This window comes from Micromonospora sp. SH-82, assembly GCF_051132485.1.
In the GTDB taxonomy this organism is placed as follows: Bacteria; Actinomycetota; Actinomycetes; order Mycobacteriales; family Micromonosporaceae; genus Micromonospora.
The window spans coordinates 4,030,486-4,046,640 of record NZ_CP148049.1 but is presented as its reverse complement, the minus strand read 5'-3'; the positions used below and the strand labels follow the sequence as shown (position 1 = coordinate 4,046,640).

Genomic DNA, 16,155 nt, shown 5'->3' with positions numbered 1-16,155 from the left:
CTTCCGGTCAGGGATCGGACTACGATCGGCGGGTGGACAACGCAGCGCCCGACACCCGGACCCGGATCCTGCGGGCCGCCCTGGACCTCTTCGCCGAGAAGGGCTACCAGCGCACCTCGCTGCGGGAGATCGCCGAGCGGCTCCGGCTGACCAAGGCGGCGATCCTGTACCACTTCCCCAGCAAGGAACACCTGGTGATCGACCTGGTCGAGCCGCTGCTGAGCGACCTGGAGCGGCTGCTCGACGCCGCCGAGCACCAGCCGCCCGAGCGGGCCCGGTGGGTGGTGGTCGAGGGGTGGATCGACGTGATCCTGGCCCACCGCCGGTCCCTGGGGATGCTCTTCCACGACATCAGCATGTTCTCCCACGGTCCGACCTTCGCCCGTCTCCTGCGGATCGCGATGCGGGCCAACGAACTCGTCGCCGGCCCCGACGCCGGCCGCCGCGACCAGGTCCGGGCGGTGCAGGCCATCGCGATGTGCAGCGACCCGGTCCTGTTCTTCACCGACGTACCGGACGAGGTGCTGCGGGCCGACATGCTCGACGGTCCACGCCGCCTCTTCGCCGACTCCACCCCGACCGCCACCGGGGCACCTCCCGGACCCGCCGGGACCGGGCCGGACGGGACCGCCGGGCCGGACGGGACCGCCGGGGTCGGCGGGCCGGGCGGGGTGGGGCGGGTTCCGGTCGGGGACGGGGCGGGGCGGCGGGGCGGCCCCCGACGGACCGGACGCCCCCGGGCGATGAGCCCGGAACAGGTCACCAGCGCCCGCCGGATGTACGCCGACGGCACCCACTCGGTGGACGCCATCGCCACCCACCTCGGGGTGTCCCGGGCCACCGTCTACCGCCACCTCCCCGCCGCCGAGTGAGACACCTTCTGCGACACTTCTGAGACGGTTGTGCGACAGATCGGGGGCGATCCGTCCGCGTACGAGCCGCTACGATCCGCACATGCCCCGGACCACCCACCTCGGCGCCTGCCCCCTGGACTGCCCGGACACCTGCACGTGGCAGCTGACGGTGGAGGACGGCCGGGCCGTCGGACTGCGCGGCGACCGGGAGCACCCCTTCACCCGGGGCGCGCTCTGCGGGAAGGTCAACCGGTACCTGGACGTCCTCAACGGACCCGACCGGCTCACCACCCCGCTGGTCCGGGTCGGCCCCAAGGGCGTCGGCCGGTCCGCGTACACGGCGGTGAGCTGGGAGGAGGCGACCGACCGGGTCGCCGCCGGACTGCGGGCGGCCATCGACCGGTTCGGTGCCGAGACGGTCTTGCCCTACTACTTCGCCGGCACCATGGGCCACGTCCAGGGGGCCACCATGGGTCCCCGGCTCTTCGCCCACCTCGGGGCGTCCCGCCTCCAGACCACCATCTGCACCGGGGCCGCCTCCGCCGCCCTCAGGTCACTGCTGGGCGACCGGGTCGGGTTCGAGCCCGAGTCGATCGTCGAGGCCAGGCTGATCCTGCTGTGGGGGGCCAACATGGTCTCCACCAACCTGCACCACTGGCCGTTCGTGCAGCAGGCCCGGGAGCGCGGCGCGTACGTGGTGGCGATCGACCCGCTGCGTACCGACACCGCAGTCCGGTGCGACGAGCACCTGGCGCCCCTGCCCGGCACCGACGCCGCCCTGGCCCTGGGCTTGATGCGGCACCTTGTCGACGTCGACGCCACCGACGGGGCCTGGCTCGCGGCGCACACCGTCGGGTGGCCGCAGACGGCGGCGCGGCTGGCCGAGTGGCCGGTGGAGCGGGCCGCCGCCGAGTGCGGCCTCGCCCCCGACGTGGTCCGCCGACTCGGCGACCGGATCGCCACCACCAGACCCACCGCCGTCCGGATCGGTCTGGGGCTGCAACGCCACCACGGCGCCGGGCAGGCGATCCGGGCGGTCGCCGCCCTCTCCCTGGTCACCGGGGACTTCCGGTACCCGGGCGGCGGGTCGCTCTGCATGACCTCCGGGCACCACCCGATCGACGAGGACGCCGTCGCGTTCCCGTCCGACCTCCCGACACCGGCCGCCCGGACGATCAACATGAGCCGGATCGCCGCCGCCCTCACCGGTGAGGCCGAACCCCCGGTGACCGCCCTCGTGGTGTTCAACGCCAACCCGGCGGCCACCGCCCCCGACCAGCAACGACTGCGGGCGGGTCTGGGTCGGGACGACCTGTTCACCACCGTCCTGGAACAGCGGTGGACCGACACCTGCGACTGGGCCGACGTGGTCCTGCCCGCCACCATGCAGCCCGAGCACCTCGACCTGCACTCCTCCTACGGGCACCACTACACCACCCTGAACGTCCCGGCTGTGGAGGCTCCCGGCCAGGCGCTGCCCAACGCGGAGATCTTCCGCCGGATCGCCGCCGCCCTCGGGCTCGACCACCCCCGGATGCGCGACTCCGACGCCGACCTCGTCCGACAGTTGCTCGACGGCACCCCGGTCACCCTCGACGACCTACGGGAACACACGTACGTCCGGGGCAGCGGGGTCCCGGTCGGCGCCGCCCCGTACGCCGACGGCGGTTTCCCGACCAAGGACGGCCGTGCCCGGTTGGTCGACCCGGAGCTGGTCCGGTACGGCGTCGATCCGGTGATCGGCTACACCCCACCGGCCGAGGCCGCCGACCCGGTCCTCGCCCGCCGGTTCCCCCTGGTCCTGCTCTCGGTGGCCAGCCGCTACCTGCTCAACTCGACCTTCGCCGGGCAGCCCTGGCACACCGCCCGGGTCGGCCCGCCCCGGCTGCACCTGCACCCCGACGACGCGGCAGCCCGGGGCCTCACCGACGGCGAACCGGTCCGGGTGCACAACGACAGGGGTTCCTTCCTGGCCGACGTGGTGGTCGACGACCGGACCCGACCGGGGGTGGCGTTCACCCACAAGGCGTACTGGGCGCGGCTGAGCCCGGGTGGGAACACCGTCAACTCGGTGACCGCTGTCCGGGACACCGACCTCGGGGGTGCCCCCACCTTCCACGACACCCGGGTCGAGGTGTCGACGGCTCCGGCGCGACCGGGTGACGAGGACCCCGAGTGACTGTGACTCCGGCGGGTGCCGGGCTTCCTCCTCGACGGTCAGGAGTGTCCGTCGGACCCGCGCTCGGAGACCTGGCGCTCCTGTCGGGCCGCCAACTCACCATGACCGCCCCTACGAGGAAGACACCCCCGTGGTTCGATCACCGGTCGGGGTTCTCCGAGGATCGTCCCGCGCCCGATCCGCCGACCCCGACACTCGTCGATCGGGTCAGCGGGTCGGTCGAAGGGTCGCGGTCAGGAGGCGCAGGGATCGGATGGCCGACCGGATCTCCTGAAGGTACTGGGCCGTGGTGAGGGGCTGACCGGGTCGGCCGTGCACAGCGGCGGTCGGGTCGACGCCGACGGTCTCCACCGCGCAGCCGTACGGGATCCCGAGGACCCGGATCGCGTCGGCGTGCTGGAAGGGCACGAAGTGTTCGGTGGTGACCAGGAGGACCCGCTGCCCCGGGGCGGGTCGACCCACCGCGTCCGCCCAGAAGGTGCAGGTGTCGGCGGTGTTCGCCCGACGCCCCGGGTCGGAGGAGGGTGCCGCCAGGACCCGGACCCGAGGACCGCCCGACGTCCGGTACTCCCGGATCCGGTGCGAGGCGTAAGCCCGGTCGGCTCCCGTCGTCGGGGTGTCGGTGTCGACGAGGACACCGGGGAGGGCCGCCCGGAGGGCTGCGTCCATGGCGTCGAACTCGTCGGCCGGCTGCCCCAACCCCGCCTCGGCCGCCATCGCCCGTTCCGGCTCGGTCGTCGGGCGGAGGCTGCCCAGCCCGCAGACCTCGCCGGCCTCGACGGTCCCGTCGAGGAGTTCGGCCGCGTGACCGGCCCGCGCCAGGCAACTCCGCAGCAGCCCACCGTGGATCAGGACGTGGTCGTAGGCGCTCTCGTCGGGAAGGTTACGGCCCCGCAACCCGAGCGCGTCGGCCGCCGCCCGCACCCGGGCGGTCACCCCTTCGGAGAATTCCCCGGGTACGGCCCCAGCCCGTTCCCGGCCACCTCGGAAGTCCCAGTGTCGAGCCGAGATCTCCTCCAGGCCGGTCAGCACCAGGTCGACGTCGACGTCCCCGTCCCCGGACGGCCACCTCTGTCCGAAGCACTCCACCAGATCCCGCATCGCTGTGGACGTCGCCCACCCGGTGACTTCAGCGCGTAGGTCGTCGAGGTCGGTCTCCACCCACCCACGCCACTGCGGCAGACCTGCCCGTACGTCGTCGACCATCGCTCTCCCAGTCCGGCCCCGGACACGAAGATCCAAAATAGCCGTCCCACACCGCTCTGCCACCCCGACCTGATCTCCGGGTCGGCTCTCCGGTGTGCGGGTGGCTGCGGTCGGTGAACCTGTCGCCGCAGGTGAACCCCCAGAGAGGCTGCCGTCTGTAGGAGCAGGGGCGGCAGCATGATCGACCCTGTCGTGCCCGAAACTGCGGGCTTCGAGTTGTTTCCAGGTGGCCGACGCGACGGATTACTATCTTCCCAGCTCAGAGGGCTGGTTCTATGTAATGAACTCCGGCAAAGCCTACTATTTATCGTGGATCGATGCCCGGAACGAGTCGTCGAGTCCGGACGAGTTGCCGCTTTTCCCATAAGATGGCCCAGGCCGCTCTCGGCGCAGGCAAACCCCGGGGCCACTCGAACAGGCCCGCCAGAGTGGCACACGCAGACTGCGGCGTGACGCTCGGCATCACCAGAAGGAGCAGACCATGGACAGGCAAGGCCATCCGTCCGATACAGACCACTCGGGCAAGGAACACCAGTTCGGCCCCGACCTTCCACCCACTCGTGAGAATGTCAGCGCATGGCTCGCAACTCCGGAATCAAGGCGGGAATTCCGGAAACCCGAGAACATAAGAATCTCGGACCTGGTGGCCTATGAATTTGCGCATGGAATCGATGTCGCAACATACAAGGTCGATTTCGACAATGATGGGTTGGCTGTCGGCATATCCTTCGATCCAGAGACTGCCTGGCCTTCCACCGCCCACGAACTCCAACCGGGCGAGGATTCCGACGTAGCCAGTCTCCCCGATTCGACCACCGACCCCGACTATCACGACTTCCTGAGCGGTCTCACACCAGCCGACCACGACGGCTACCGAAATCCAACGGTTCCCTTGAACCTCGAAATCATCAACGAACACCTCGCCACCAGGGGCAAGAAGAGCATCGACACCTCCCGCCTCACCAACAAAGTCCTACGAAAATTCGAGAACGATCCCGAACACAAGATTTCCCCGAAGTACTATCGAATAGTACGAAAAAACAAGCGCCCCACAGGGGTGGGAGTGAACAGAGAAAGACTCAGAACAGCTCCTGCCAATTACGACGTGACCGGAGCCAGCTACCAGGAATACCTGCAAGGCCTCACACCACCCGACCGCTCCGGCTACCGAACCCCAACAGTCCCCCTGAGCTTCAGGGCACTCAAAGAGTTCTTCGCCAACAAGGGCCAGAGGACACTGGACCTCTCTCGCCTCAACAACGGCAAACTGCGAGATTTCGAGAACGATCCCGAACACCGCATCCGCCCGATGCATTACCGATTGACATGGGACACCAACCAAAGCCGCGTCACAGGCGTGGGAGTCAGAGAAGGAGACCTCAGTACGATTCCTGTCAATTTCTACAAGACCGGAGCCAGCTACCAGGAATACCTTGACGGCCTCACACCACCCGACAAGAAGACCGGCCACCGAACCCCAACAGTCCCCCTGAGCTTCAGGGCACTCAAAGAGTTCTTCGCCGACAAGGCAGGCCTGACAGGTCTACGTAAGGACACTCTAACGAACGGACATCTCCGGAGTTTCGAAAATCACCCCGACCACAAAATCGGGAAAGAATATTATCGCATAATATGGGAAGACAGAGGAAACGGCAAAAAAGCACAGGCAGGCGTGGGGGTGAGACGAAACATGTCGCCACGGGGCTCTTCTTCGCACGACGCGACCGTTTCCGCAGCCGCACAACTCAGCTGCCCGGCCCCCGATCCCTCCCCATCCAGTCCGGAGTGGACCCCCGAACCCCTGTGGTCCAGCCCTGAACGGTCCCCCTCGCCGCTCGCCGCCGACCCGAGCCGCCGGCACTATTACCCCGCGCCACCCAGTCCAGCACGTCCGTTCGACACCCCGGGCGGGAACCAGCCCCGCCGCCAGTCGACGCCCGGCCGGCACTGACCCGTCACCTTCTTCACTGCCTCCAGGCGGGGACTCTCGGGGTGCCCGGGATCGTTTGCGGTTGACGTGCCTGACACGCCGTACCAGTGGTCTGTCAACCGCAGACGATCATCTGACCCCGACATCCAGCCCGCTGCCGCCAGGGTTCACGCTGTCGAGATCCAGCTGTCGAGACACGCGCTGTCAGGGTTCGCGCATCCACAGGCGAGGGTCGTTCACGAAGACCCCTTTGCCCTGGTGCCGCCGAATCACCCGCAACGCCTCCAGCCGCACGTAGACCATCTTCACCGTCGATGGACTCACCTGATGAGTCATCGCCAGCTCGTTGATCGAGGGCAGCCGGTCATCAGGCTTGAGCTTCTTGGCGCTTACGGAGGCGACGATTTCGTCTGCGATGCGTATGTAGTCGGCGGTGATCGGCATGACCTTCCCCTTGCGTGGCAGCCCAATTCGATCACGCAAGGACACGCGGCGACAACTCAGAGTTTGACTAAGCTGACTGGGACAGCTAAGTTGATGCATGCGCCTCTCCCTTGCGTGGCAACGAGATGAGAGGCACCACCCCTCTGGTCGGGGTGGGTGTGGTTTGCCTGCCCCGACCACCAGGGCTGCTCTGCCGTCGTACCGCTGATCGAAGCTGCGACGGCCGAGCGGGCGGGTCGTCCGCAGGCCGCCCCTGTGGACGGCCCGCCCTTCCACCCCGGACCGGATCACGTCCCGTGTTCCATCGTGTCTTCGGAAAGGACCGTCGTGGCTCAGGTGTACCGCTCCGGCCAGCCCCTCGGGACCGGCCGACCCGCCCGGATGACCCCACGTGAGGTGCGCTACCAGCAGTTCGAGCCCCGGTGGCGGGGCGTCGACCCCGCCGAGGTACGCCGGTTCCAGGCCCGGTTGGCCGACGAGTTGACCTCTCTCCAGGACGAGATGCGGCTGCTCGGTCAGGAGAACGAACGGCTTCGGCGGGCTTTACGGGACTGGCAGACGATGCATGCCCGGGAGTGTCGGCCACCGGAGGAGTTCACCCCGCCCAACCGGGGCCGGTGGTGACCCTTCCGCGACCCCGGGGGCGAACCGACGGCCGCCCCCACCCCGGTGACCTGCTCATCGTCGACGAGCGCGCCTCGGTGCAGTTCGCCGGGGCCCGCGCCCTCACCTTCCGGGTCGTCTCCGTCTCCGACCGCCCGACCTATCATGGGTGGGTCTGGATGACCGGGTACGTCATCGGCAGACGCGGCGACGCCACAGTCAAACGAGAGATCTTCGTCCGGCTCGCCGGTCTTCGCCCCGCCCCACCTCCACCCGAGCCCGGCAGGCAAGCCGAGCGTCGGCCGCTACCCCGAAGGGCCACGTTCGACGTCGGCCCGACCGCTCGCTGACTGTCACCGAGTGTGTTGCTGACCACCAGAGGAACCCGCCGAATGCCCGCCCGGCGGCTGGTACTGCACGTACCCGCCAGGCCGCTGACCCGACGTCCCGGAATTCAGCAACTGCTCCGCGGTGGCGAAACCCCTCGAACCTCTTCGGTCTCGGTTCGTGTTGAACCTTTCCATCGCCCCCGAGACTGCGGCGTAGAGGTCCGTGTTCGCACACCTGCCGTCTGCGAGTGCCTTCTGCATTTCGTTGAGGTAGTAGTAGTTCTGACGATCCCTGGCCCTCTCATCAACCGGAATCATGGTGTCCTGGCCCGTCTTCTTGTCGCGATGAGGACGCTTAGAGGCGTCACTGGTGTTCAGCTGGTTCCTCAGTCCCCCGACAGTGCGCTCGACGTTGGGGGGCAACATGTCCATGCCGTGGTTGAAGGTGCGCACCACACCCTTGACCTTCTCATGGAACGACGACTCACGCTGCGACGAGAACCCCGGTCGAGGAGACTGCATGGCGGCGTAGAAGTTCGTGTCCTCAGGGTCGTAGTCGGTGAAGGAGAAGCTCGGCACGTTCTGCTGCCAGGGGTTGTTCGGATCCATGTGGTGCTCCTGCGGGACGGAGGTTGACACCCCATACATCGCAGCAGGCACCGCCGAAGTTCAGCCGACGCCGGAAGAAGTCGCCGTGACAAAGACCTCCCGACGAGGTCGCCGCCTTGACGGCTCGACCGGGTGACGCAGTGTGAGTGGGTCACCCGGCTCCGTACCGAGGGAAGGTGGTCGGATCAGCGGGCTGCGGCGAGGTCGGCGCAGTCGGTCTCGTCGGGCAGCAGCGGACGCAGGGCGACCGTCCACGACTTTCCGCCCGAGGTCCACGGGGTAGCGGCGTTGGCCCTCCCGGCGGCGTCGAGCAGCGGCCGGACCTGGTCACCGGTGACAGTCACGCAACTCAGGTCGACGCCGGGGGCCAGCGGGGCGCCGGGCAGGTTCGGGCCGGGCCAGGCCACCTTCGGTTGCTCGCCCGCCGCCTCGTCGGCCGTCCACGGCGTGACGACGGCGGCGACTGCTGTCGGCTGGTACGGCTTCGTGCCACCGGTCCCGGCCGCCTGACCGGTGTCGATAAGCGACTGGGCGAAGGTGCGCAGCTTCTCCCGGGCCGCCACCTGGTCGGCGGTCAACCCCGAGTCCACGTCGAGGGCCTGGACCTCGGTCTCCTCGACCCCGGTGGCACCCCGGACGGTGAACCGGGTCGACGGGACGTCGGCGACCGGCGGTGCCCCCAGGTCGGCGGCCGTCCCGACACCGGCTTCCCGGGCCTGCTCGACCAGGCGGGTCACCTCATCGGCGTCGACAGTCGTCACCTGCACGTTCGGCGCAGCCGGACCGGGGTACTTCGCCACCACCGGTCCCTCGGTGACGATCCGGCCGTCGCCGTACACGCTGACGGTGGGCAGTCGGGTGACGAGCGCCGTCGGCATGACGAACCCGCCCTCCTGGTCGATGCGCAGCACCACCTCGTCGGCCCCGTACGACGGGGGGCCGCCCTCGCGCGCGTCGCCTGAGGTGTCGCCGGGTTCGGCGGCGCAGGCGGCGAGGGCCAGCAGGAACAACGGCAGGACAGCAGCGGCGCGTACGCCGGGAAAGTTCGTCATACCCCTCCGACGTGCCGGGTGGCCGATCCGTTCCCACCAGCACCCCGACGCCCCGGACGAACCGCGCTCTCCCTGCTCACCGGCCTGGCCGCCAACCAGTCCTTCCGACACGAAGGCGACGAGCCGACCGGGGTCGGGCACCGGCGAGCCCGATCCCAGGTCAGGCCCTACGGCGGCGGGCGCCCAGGTGAACGCTCAGGCCCTACGGCGGCGGGTGGCGGGTGGCGAGGATGGCTAGGGCCTCCCGGCGTACCTCGTCGGGTTCGTGGACGAGGCGGCGGTGGGCGAACCGGACCACCAGGATTCCCCGGGTGGCCAGCAGGGCATCACGGCGCAGGTCGACCTCCCGCTGCCGGGGGTCGCCGTGGGTGGTCGCCCCGTCTAGCTCGAAGTCGACCCGTTCCACCTCGGCGTAGGCGTCGAGGTGGACGGTCCGCGCGCCGAGGCGGACCGGGAACTGACGGCGCAGCGGGGGCATTCCGGGGCCGACGAACACCCTGTCGTGTCCCCAGATCTCCAGCGGGCTCCGGCAGCCCGCGTGCAACCTGTCGAGCAGGGTACGCAGCTCGGCCCGGCCGGTGAGGCGGGGCGCCCCGGCCAGCGCGGCAGCCACCCGGTCAGGGGTGGTCAACCCGTCGTTGACCGCCCGGATCAGCGGGTCACGCCGGTCGAACGCCGGGAGGAGGGGCCACGAGTCGACGAGCGCCCGTTCCAGTCGGACGACTGACACGCCCTGCCTGGTCACCACCTGTCCGGCCAGATTCCGACGATGCACGACCAGTCCGGGGCGGGTGCGCAGGCCGCCGCCAGGCGGGACCTCCAGGTGCAGGGGTTCGCCGGGTGGCTGCCGACGCAGGCCCCACACCGCGAGGGCGGTGCGGTTGCCGAGGGCCGCACCACCGGCGGCGTACACCGGAAAGGTGCGGGGGACGGGCGGGTGGTCGGCGTAGTCGAGGGCGGCCTGCCATGCGATCGGCGCCGGGAGTCGGGTGAGCAGATCGGACCGGACGCGCCGCTGTTCGCCGGACGCCCGGAGCACCGGGGAACGGGAGGCGCCCCGGGCTTCGGGGAGCGGGTGGGGCGCGAGCGGAACCCGGGTCGGGTCGACGTAGACGGTGGGGAGCACCCGCAGCAGGTCACCTCGGCGACACGCGCCTTCCAGGACCCGGGCGGGGACGACCTGGAGCGCTACGGCCCGCGTGATCAGGCCGTCGTGGTGGGCCAAGAGGGCGTCGAGGGCAGGGTTCACGAGGGGAGGGTGGAGGGAGGGGGCAGTTTCCGGCAACCCGTTGGCTGCGTGGCTGTGGACAGTGGGTGGGTTGTGGAAAACGAGGGGTGGTCGGCGGGGCTGTGGTAGAGGGGCATGATCGTTGGACACCAACCGACATGTTCATCGGCGTGTCGCAAAGCTTTCCGACAAACGATCATGGGGGCCGTGGGGGTCGGGTGCGGCACGTGCGTGGGGAGTTGGCGTGGGGGTGATGCAGCGTCGGCGTGGGGGTGGTGCGGTGGCGGCGTGCAGCGTGGCGGCGTGCAGCGTGGGGGGTGGTGGGGTGGCGGGTGGGTAGGGTTGGCTTATATAAGAGGGGGGTGATAGACAGTGGGGGTGCATGCGTTCGACGTGCTGGGCGATCCGGTTCGGCGACGGATCCTGGAGCTGCTGGCTGAGGGTGAGAAGAGTGCAGGGGACGTCTGCGGGGTGATCGGGGCGGAGTTCGGGATCTCCCAGCCTGCGGTCTCCCAGCATCTGCGGGTGCTGCGGGACAACGGGTTCGCCACCGTACGTCCGCAGGGCACCCGACGGCTCTACGCGGTGGATCCACAGCCGCTGCGGGAGGTGGACGCCTGGCTCGACACCTTCCGTCGATTCTGGACCCCGCCACTGCACGCCCTCGCCACCGAGCTGGCCCGGGGCAGACGGGAACGCCGACTGCACCCACCGACCGACGACCACCCCACAGACACCGAGGAGTGACCGATGATCGACGTCAACCACCAGATCGACTCCGTGCAACGCCAGGTCGGCACCCGTACGCTGCCCGCCGGGAAGGCCCGGGTGACCACCATCAGCCAGACGTACGACGCGTCCGTGGAAGACGTCTGGGACGCCTGCACCAACCCCGAGCGGATCCCCCGGTGGTTACTGCCGATCACCGGTGACCTGCGGCTACACGGGCGGTACCAGTTGGAGGGCAACGCGGGCGGCACCGTCGAGGAGTGCGACCCGCCGAAGGGCTTCACCGCCACCTGGGAGTTCGGCGGCGAGACGAGCTGGATCGAGGTACGGATCGGCGACGACCCCGCCGGGGGCACCCGGTTCGAGCTGGCGCACATCGCCCACGTCGACGACGAGCGGTGGAAGGAGTACGGCCCGGGCGCGGCGGGCGTCGGGTGGGACAGCGCCCTGCTCGGGCTGGCCCTGCACCTGGCCTCGGGTGCCGGAATGGACCCGGCAGAGGGGGCGGTCTGGGCGGGCACCGAGGAGGGTCGACGGTTCATGACCCTGGCCAGCGAGCGCTGGTACGCCGTCGCCGTGGCCGCCGGGGCCGACCCGGAGCAGGCCCGGGCGGCAGCCGACCGGACGGCCGCCTTCTACACCGGCACCACCCCGGCCTGACGCAGTCGACCGGGGTCCCGAGGGGCGGTCCCGAGGGGCGGTGCCGAGGGGCGGTGCCGAGGGGCGGTGCCGAGGGGCGGTGCCGAGGGGCGGTCGAGCGGGTAACGTGCTGCCACGTGAGCGCCGTACCCTTCTCGCACTGCTCCTTCTGCGGCACCGGCTACCCGGCATCGGCCGGTTGGCCCCGCAACTGCACGGGCTGCGGCGAGACGGTGTGGCGCAACCCCCTGCCGGTCGCCGTCGCCGTCCTGCCGGTGCGGACCGACACCGGGCTGGGGGTGGTGGTGGTCCGCCGGGACATCGAGCCCGCCCGTGGCGAGCTGGCGCTGCCGGGCGGCTTCATCGAGTACGGCGAAGAGTGGTCCGACGCGCTGGTCCGGGAACTGCGGGAGGAGACCGGCCTGGTCGCCCCGGCCGCCCAGGCCGAACTGTTCGCGGTGCACGGCGCACCGACCGGCGGCACAATCATGATCTTCGGTACGTTGCCGGAACGCCCCGCCGACGAACTGCCCCCGTCCGCCCCCACCGAGGAGGCGACCGAGTGGCTGGTACTCACCGAGCCCCAGGAACTGGCCTTCGACACCCACACCCGGGTCCTCGCCGACTTCCTCGCCGGGCGGTGACCCGTCGTGGCCCGTCAGGTCGGCGGGCGGTGAGCCGTCATGGTCGGCGGTGAACCGACCCGACGACTCGTCGTCCTGCTGGCCCTGGCGGCCTCCGCGTTCGCCTTCAACACCACCGAGAACCTGCCCATCGGTCTCCTCCCGCTGGTCGCCACCGACCTGGGCGTCTCCGTCCCCGCCGGGGGCCTGCTGGTCGGCGGGTACGGCCTGACCGTCGCGGTGGCGTCCCTGCCGCTTGCGTACCTGACCCGGGACGTACCCCGGCGGTACCTGCTGACCGGGGTGCTGGCCCTGCTCGGGGCGGCCAGCGCCGTCACCGTCGTCACCTCGTCGTACCCGGTGCTGGTGGGAGCCCGGGTGGCCACCGCGCTGGCCCAGGCCGTCTTCTGGGCGGTCGCCGTCCCGGTCGCGGTGGGGCTGTTCCGAACCGGGGTACGCGGACGGGTGGTGGCAGCGGTGTCGGTCGGCGGATCACTGGCCACCGTCCTCGGCGTCCCGGCCGGGACCTGGCTGGGTGAACGGGCCGGGTGGCGAATCCCGTTCCTGGTGCTGACAGTCCTGGCGGTGCTGGTCACCGCGCTGGTGGCGGCCCTGCTGCCCACCTCGGCACCGCAGCACGGCCACGGCACCCGGTCCACCTCCCCACACCCCCTCCGGTACGCGGCCGTCCTGCTGACCACGGCCGTCTCGGTCACCGGCATGTTCGCCGGATTCACGTACGTGGCACAGTTCCTCACCGAGGCAGCCGGGTTCCCCGCCGGCACCGTCGGTGCGCTGCTGTTCGTCTTCGGGGCAGCCGGTCTCGTCGGGGTCACCCTGGTGGGAAGATTCGTGGACCGGTTCCCCGGCACCTGTCTCACGGCCACGGTGGCGGGACAGGCAGGCACCATGGTCGGACTCTGGGCGTTCGCCCCCGTACGCCCCGTGGTGGTCGGCCTGCTGGCGCTGCTCGGCGCGACGGCCGTACCGGTCTTCCTGGTCACCCAGGCCCGAATCCTGCACGTCGCCCCCGGCCGCACCGAGGTCGGATTCGCGGCGAACTCGGCGACGTTCAACCTCGGTGTCGCCGCCGGTTCCCTGCTCGGTGGGGTGGCCCTGCCCGCCTGGGGACCACGTGCCACCTTCCTCGCCGGTGGCCTGCTGACCGGGGTAGCCCTGGTGACGAGCCTCGGCGACGCCCTCGCCCCCAGCCGAAGCGCACCCCAACCCACCACCCCCTGACGCCGATCACTGGCGAGTACCGCCGAACGACGACGACGACGGCGGCGGACGACAGGATTCAAGGCACGAGGCGGCCCCCAGAGGGGCCACATCCTTCCAAGATCTGCGACGCGACCCGAGACGTCGCAGCCAGGCCCGCGATAGCGGGCAACTGCGCGCGGTGGCCCGCGCGACGTCGCAGGGCACGCGACAGCACACCCCACACGGCAGCGCAGGGCAAGCCCACAACGTCACAGCGCGCCACGTGCGACAGCGCTGGGTGAGGCACGCGGGGCGGGTGGGCTGGTTCGGTGCGTGGGGGTGGTCGTCAGAAAGGCAGGGGTCAAGAAGGGCAGGGGTCAAGAAAGGCAGTGGGCAGGAGGTCAGTGGGTCAGGAGGTCGGCGTGGGCGGCGCGGAGGCGTTCCAGGGCGGGGTCGCCGCCGGGCTGGGCGCGGCGGTCGAGCTCGGCCCAGGCTGCGGCGAGGGCGTCGGTGACCGCGCGCAGCTCGGCGGCGTGGCGACGGGCGCTCTGCTGGTGGGCGGCGTCGAGTCGGCGGGCCCATCCGGCGGTGACGGCGGCGATCCGGTCGGCGTCGGCGCGGGCCTGAGCCTGGGTGCGGGCTGCGGCGGCGGGCACGATCGCGGCGACGGGGCGGGTGTCCCGGTCGCGGGTGACGATGGTGACGGTGTCGGTCAACTCGGCCATGGCGACGATCTGGGTCAGCCGGGTGCGGGCCTCCCGCAGCGGGAGGGCGCGTGGCTGACCGTCGTCGTGGGGTAGAGCGGTGGCAACCATGCGTCGATGGTGCAACACGGGTACGACATTCCAACCGTACCGTTGTCGATGCCCGGCACCCCCGACCGTGCAGGTCGGCGGGATTCCCGTCAGGATGGCGGGCATGAAGTGGGTAAACCGTGCCGTACCAGCCGCCGTCGCCGCGCTCGCGGCCCTCGCCGCCCGGGACCTGCTCCAGCGTGACCATGCCCTGCTGCGCAACTATCCGCTGATCGGTCGGGCCCGGTACCTGTTGGAGTCGATCGGGCCGGAGCTGCGCCAGTACATCGTCGCCGGCAACGACGAGGAACGACCCTTCACCCGGGACCAGCGTCGCTGGGTGTACGCCTCGGCGAAACAGGAGAACAACTACTTCGGTTTCGGTACCGACAACGACGTCGAGCACACCGCCGGGTACCCGGTGATCATGCACAAGACGTTCGGGCGGCCCGTACCGCCGTCGGTTCCGTCGGCGGGGCAGGACGTGCGGTTGCCCAGCGCGAAGGTGCTCGGGGCGGCCCGGGGCCGGACACACGCCTTCCGGCCCGAGTCGGTGGTGAACATCGCCGGGATGAGTTTCGGGTCGCTCTCCGGCCCGGCGGTGGCCGCGCTCAACGAGGGGGCGGCGCTGGCCGGGTGTCTGCACAACACCGGCGAGGGCGGGTTGTCGCCGTACCACCGGCGGGGCGGGGAGTTGATCTTTCAGCTGGGCACTGCGTACTTCGGGTGCCGCGACGAGCGGGGACGTTTCGACCTGGGTCGACTCAAGGACCTCGTCGCCGAGGCTCCGGTACGGGCCTTGGAGATCAAACTCAGTCAGGGGGCGAAACCCAGCCTCGGTGGGCTGCTGCCGGGGTCGAAGGTGTCGGCGGAGATCGCCGCGGCCCGGGGGATCCCCGTCGGGCAGGACTGTGTCAGCCCGTCCCGGCACGCCGAGTTCTCCGACTGCGACAGCCTCCTGGACTGGGTGGAGCTGCTCGCCGCCGAGACCGGACTGCCGGTGGGGATCAAGTCGGCCGTCGGTGACATGGGATTCTGGACCGAACTCGCCGACCTGATGCGCGACACCGGCCGGGGCGTGGACTTCGTCGGCGTCGACGGCGGGGAGGGTGGCACCGGAGCCGCCCCGCTGATCTTCACCGACGCGGTCTCGCTGCCGTTCCAGCAGGGGTTCACCCGGGTCTACCGGACCTTCGCCGAGCGGGACCTGCACTCTGACGTGGTCTTCGTCGGCTCCGGCAAGCTGGGCCTGCCCGAGAACGCGGTGATGGCCTTCGCGCTCGGCTGCGACATGGTGTCGGTGGGGCGGGAGGCGATGCTGGCCATCGGGTGCATCCAGGCCCAGCAGTGTCACGCCGACTCCTGCCCGACCGGGGTGGCCACCCAGAACCGGTGGCTGGCCCGGGGACTGGACCCGGCGTCGAAGGCGGTACGGGCGGCGAACTACCTGCGGACCCTGCGCCGGGACCTGATCAAGGTGGCCGAGGCGTGCGGGGTGGAACACCCCGGCCTGATCGGCACCGACTCGGTGGAGATCCTCGACGGGCGGACCTCGTCCACCCCGCTGCGGGAGGTGTACGGCTACCGTCCGGAGTGGGGGATGCCGTCGGCGGCCGACCAGGACGAGATCGTCAGGCTGATGGCGGGTACCGCCCCGCAGGGCGGCAGCGCCGAGCCCTCCGCCACCGCCGTCGGCTGACCCGACCCGACCGGAGAAGTCCGGTCGGCGACGG

General features: G+C 70.4%; 16 protein-coding genes. 10 read left to right on the top strand and 6 right to left on the bottom strand.

Annotated features, from left to right (window positions below; genetic code table 11):
* The first annotated feature begins 32 nt into the window (after positions 1 to 32).
* The gene (locus WHN02_RS17995; protein ID WP_434739895.1) at positions 33 to 872 is read left to right on the top strand and encodes a TetR family transcriptional regulator; all 840 of its coding nucleotides are present in this window, start codon (positions 33 to 35) and stop codon (positions 870 to 872) included.
* An 82-nt stretch (positions 873 to 954) separates the two neighbouring features.
* Positions 955 to 3,033, top strand: a complete 2,079-nt coding sequence (locus WHN02_RS17990) for a molybdopterin-containing oxidoreductase family protein (RefSeq protein ID WP_434739894.1) — start codon at positions 955 to 957, stop codon at positions 3,031 to 3,033.
* Between the two features lie 207 nt (positions 3,034 to 3,240).
* Here WHN02_RS17990 and WHN02_RS17985 read toward each other — a convergent pair whose 3' ends face one another.
* Positions 3,241 to 4,239 carry a hypothetical protein gene (locus tag WHN02_RS17985; RefSeq protein ID WP_434739893.1) on the bottom strand — a complete coding sequence of 333 codons (999 nt, stop codon included), beginning with the start codon at positions 4,237 to 4,239 and terminating at the stop codon, positions 3,241 to 3,243.
* A gap of 481 nt (positions 4,240 to 4,720) precedes the next feature.
* On the opposite strand from WHN02_RS17985, the gene WHN02_RS17980 reads away from it, so the two are divergent.
* Entirely contained in the window at positions 4,721 to 6,190 is a 1,470-nt protein-coding gene (locus WHN02_RS17980) for a hypothetical protein (RefSeq protein WP_434739892.1), read from the top strand.
* Between the two features lie 183 nt (positions 6,191 to 6,373).
* Here WHN02_RS17980 and WHN02_RS17975 read toward each other — a convergent pair whose 3' ends face one another.
* Positions 6,374 to 6,613 carry a winged helix-turn-helix domain-containing protein gene (locus tag WHN02_RS17975; RefSeq protein ID WP_434739891.1) on the bottom strand — a complete coding sequence of 80 codons (240 nt, stop codon included), beginning with the start codon at positions 6,611 to 6,613 and terminating at the stop codon, positions 6,374 to 6,376.
* A gap of 327 nt (positions 6,614 to 6,940) precedes the next feature.
* On the opposite strand from WHN02_RS17975, the gene WHN02_RS17970 reads away from it, so the two are divergent.
* Entirely contained in the window at positions 6,941 to 7,237 is a 297-nt protein-coding gene (locus WHN02_RS17970) for a DivIVA domain-containing protein (RefSeq protein WP_434739890.1), read from the top strand.
* Positions 7,234 to 7,566 (top strand): hypothetical protein, encoded by a 333-nt coding sequence (locus tag WHN02_RS17965; RefSeq protein ID WP_434739889.1) that lies wholly within the window; start codon positions 7,234 to 7,236, stop codon positions 7,564 to 7,566. Before WHN02_RS17970 ends, WHN02_RS17965 begins: the two co-directional genes overlap by 4 nt.
* A 3-nt stretch (positions 7,567 to 7,569) precedes the next feature.
* Here WHN02_RS17965 and WHN02_RS17960 read toward each other — a convergent pair whose 3' ends face one another.
* The 3 genes from WHN02_RS17960 to WHN02_RS17950 form a co-directional block, all read right to left on the bottom strand.
* On the bottom strand, positions 7,570 to 8,154 hold the full coding sequence (locus tag WHN02_RS17960; RefSeq protein ID WP_434739888.1) for a hypothetical protein: 585 nt from the start codon (positions 8,152 to 8,154) through the stop codon (positions 7,570 to 7,572).
* Between the two features lie 185 nt (positions 8,155 to 8,339).
* Positions 8,340 to 9,206: a hypothetical protein gene (locus WHN02_RS17955; RefSeq protein ID WP_434739887.1), complete on the bottom strand. Its 867-nt coding sequence runs from the start codon at positions 9,204 to 9,206 to the stop codon at positions 8,340 to 8,342.
* A 202-nt stretch (positions 9,207 to 9,408) separates the two neighbouring features.
* Entirely contained in the window at positions 9,409 to 10,455 is a 1,047-nt protein-coding gene (locus WHN02_RS17950; RefSeq protein ID WP_434739886.1) for a DUF559 domain-containing protein, read from the bottom strand.
* Between the two features lie 357 nt (positions 10,456 to 10,812).
* Between WHN02_RS17950 and WHN02_RS17945 the strand changes: the two genes are divergently transcribed.
* The 4 genes from WHN02_RS17945 (at position 10,813) to WHN02_RS17930 (ending at position 13,667) form a co-directional block, all read left to right on the top strand.
* Positions 10,813 to 11,181, top strand: coding sequence for an ArsR/SmtB family transcription factor (locus WHN02_RS17945; RefSeq protein WP_434743991.1), 369 nt, complete (start codon positions 10,813 to 10,815; stop codon positions 11,179 to 11,181).
* Positions 11,182 to 11,184: 3 nt separating this feature from the next.
* Positions 11,185 to 11,823 carry an SRPBCC family protein gene (locus tag WHN02_RS17940; RefSeq protein ID WP_434739885.1) on the top strand — a complete coding sequence of 213 codons (639 nt, stop codon included), beginning with the start codon at positions 11,185 to 11,187 and terminating at the stop codon, positions 11,821 to 11,823.
* A gap of 116 nt (positions 11,824 to 11,939) precedes the next feature.
* Positions 11,940 to 12,446 carry an NUDIX domain-containing protein gene (locus WHN02_RS17935; RefSeq protein WP_434739884.1) on the top strand — a complete coding sequence of 169 codons (507 nt, stop codon included), beginning with the start codon at positions 11,940 to 11,942 and terminating at the stop codon, positions 12,444 to 12,446.
* 39 nt (positions 12,447 to 12,485) lie between these two features.
* Positions 12,486 to 13,667 (top strand): MFS transporter, encoded by a 1,182-nt coding sequence (locus WHN02_RS17930; protein ID WP_434739883.1) that lies wholly within the window; start codon positions 12,486 to 12,488, stop codon positions 13,665 to 13,667.
* A gap of 362 nt (positions 13,668 to 14,029) precedes the next feature.
* Here the strand turns inward: WHN02_RS17930 and WHN02_RS17925 are convergent, their stop codons facing one another.
* Entirely contained in the window at positions 14,030 to 14,443 is a 414-nt protein-coding gene (locus WHN02_RS17925; RefSeq protein ID WP_434739882.1) for a type II toxin-antitoxin system Phd/YefM family antitoxin, read from the bottom strand.
* Positions 14,444 to 14,546: 103 nt separating this feature from the next.
* On the opposite strand from WHN02_RS17925, the gene WHN02_RS17920 reads away from it, so the two are divergent.
* Positions 14,547 to 16,121 (top strand): glutamate synthase-related protein, encoded by a 1,575-nt coding sequence (locus WHN02_RS17920; protein ID WP_434739881.1) that lies wholly within the window; start codon positions 14,547 to 14,549, stop codon positions 16,119 to 16,121.
* Positions 16,122 to 16,155: the final 34 nt, after the last annotated feature.

What these genes read in the sequence shown, in the direction of transcription:
- WHN02_RS17990 (WP_434739894.1), top strand. Translation starts at nt 955, where the DNA reads ATGCCCCGGACCACCCACCTCGGCGCCTGCCCCCTGGACTGCCCGGAC.
- WHN02_RS17985 (WP_434739893.1), bottom strand. Translation starts at nt 4,239, where the DNA reads ATGGTCGACGACGTACGGGCAGGTCTGCCGCAGTGGCGTGGGTGGGTG.
- WHN02_RS17980 (WP_434739892.1), top strand. Translation starts at nt 4,721, where the DNA reads ATGGACAGGCAAGGCCATCCGTCCGATACAGACCACTCGGGCAAGGAA.
- WHN02_RS17975 (WP_434739891.1), bottom strand. Translation starts at nt 6,613, where the DNA reads ATGCCGATCACCGCCGACTACATACGCATCGCAGACGAAATCGTCGCC.
- WHN02_RS17960 (WP_434739888.1), bottom strand. Translation starts at nt 8,154, where the DNA reads ATGGATCCGAACAACCCCTGGCAGCAGAACGTGCCGAGCTTCTCCTTC.
- WHN02_RS17955 (WP_434739887.1), bottom strand. Translation starts at nt 9,206, where the DNA reads ATGACGAACTTTCCCGGCGTACGCGCCGCTGCTGTCCTGCCGTTGTTC.
- WHN02_RS17940 (WP_434739885.1), top strand. Translation starts at nt 11,185, where the DNA reads ATGATCGACGTCAACCACCAGATCGACTCCGTGCAACGCCAGGTCGGC.
- WHN02_RS17930 (WP_434739883.1), top strand. Translation starts at nt 12,486, where the DNA reads ATGGTCGGCGGTGAACCGACCCGACGACTCGTCGTCCTGCTGGCCCTG.
- WHN02_RS17925 (WP_434739882.1), bottom strand. Translation starts at nt 14,443, where the DNA reads ATGGTTGCCACCGCTCTACCCCACGACGACGGTCAGCCACGCGCCCTC.
- WHN02_RS17920 (WP_434739881.1), top strand. Translation starts at nt 14,547, where the DNA reads ATGAAGTGGGTAAACCGTGCCGTACCAGCCGCCGTCGCCGCGCTCGCG.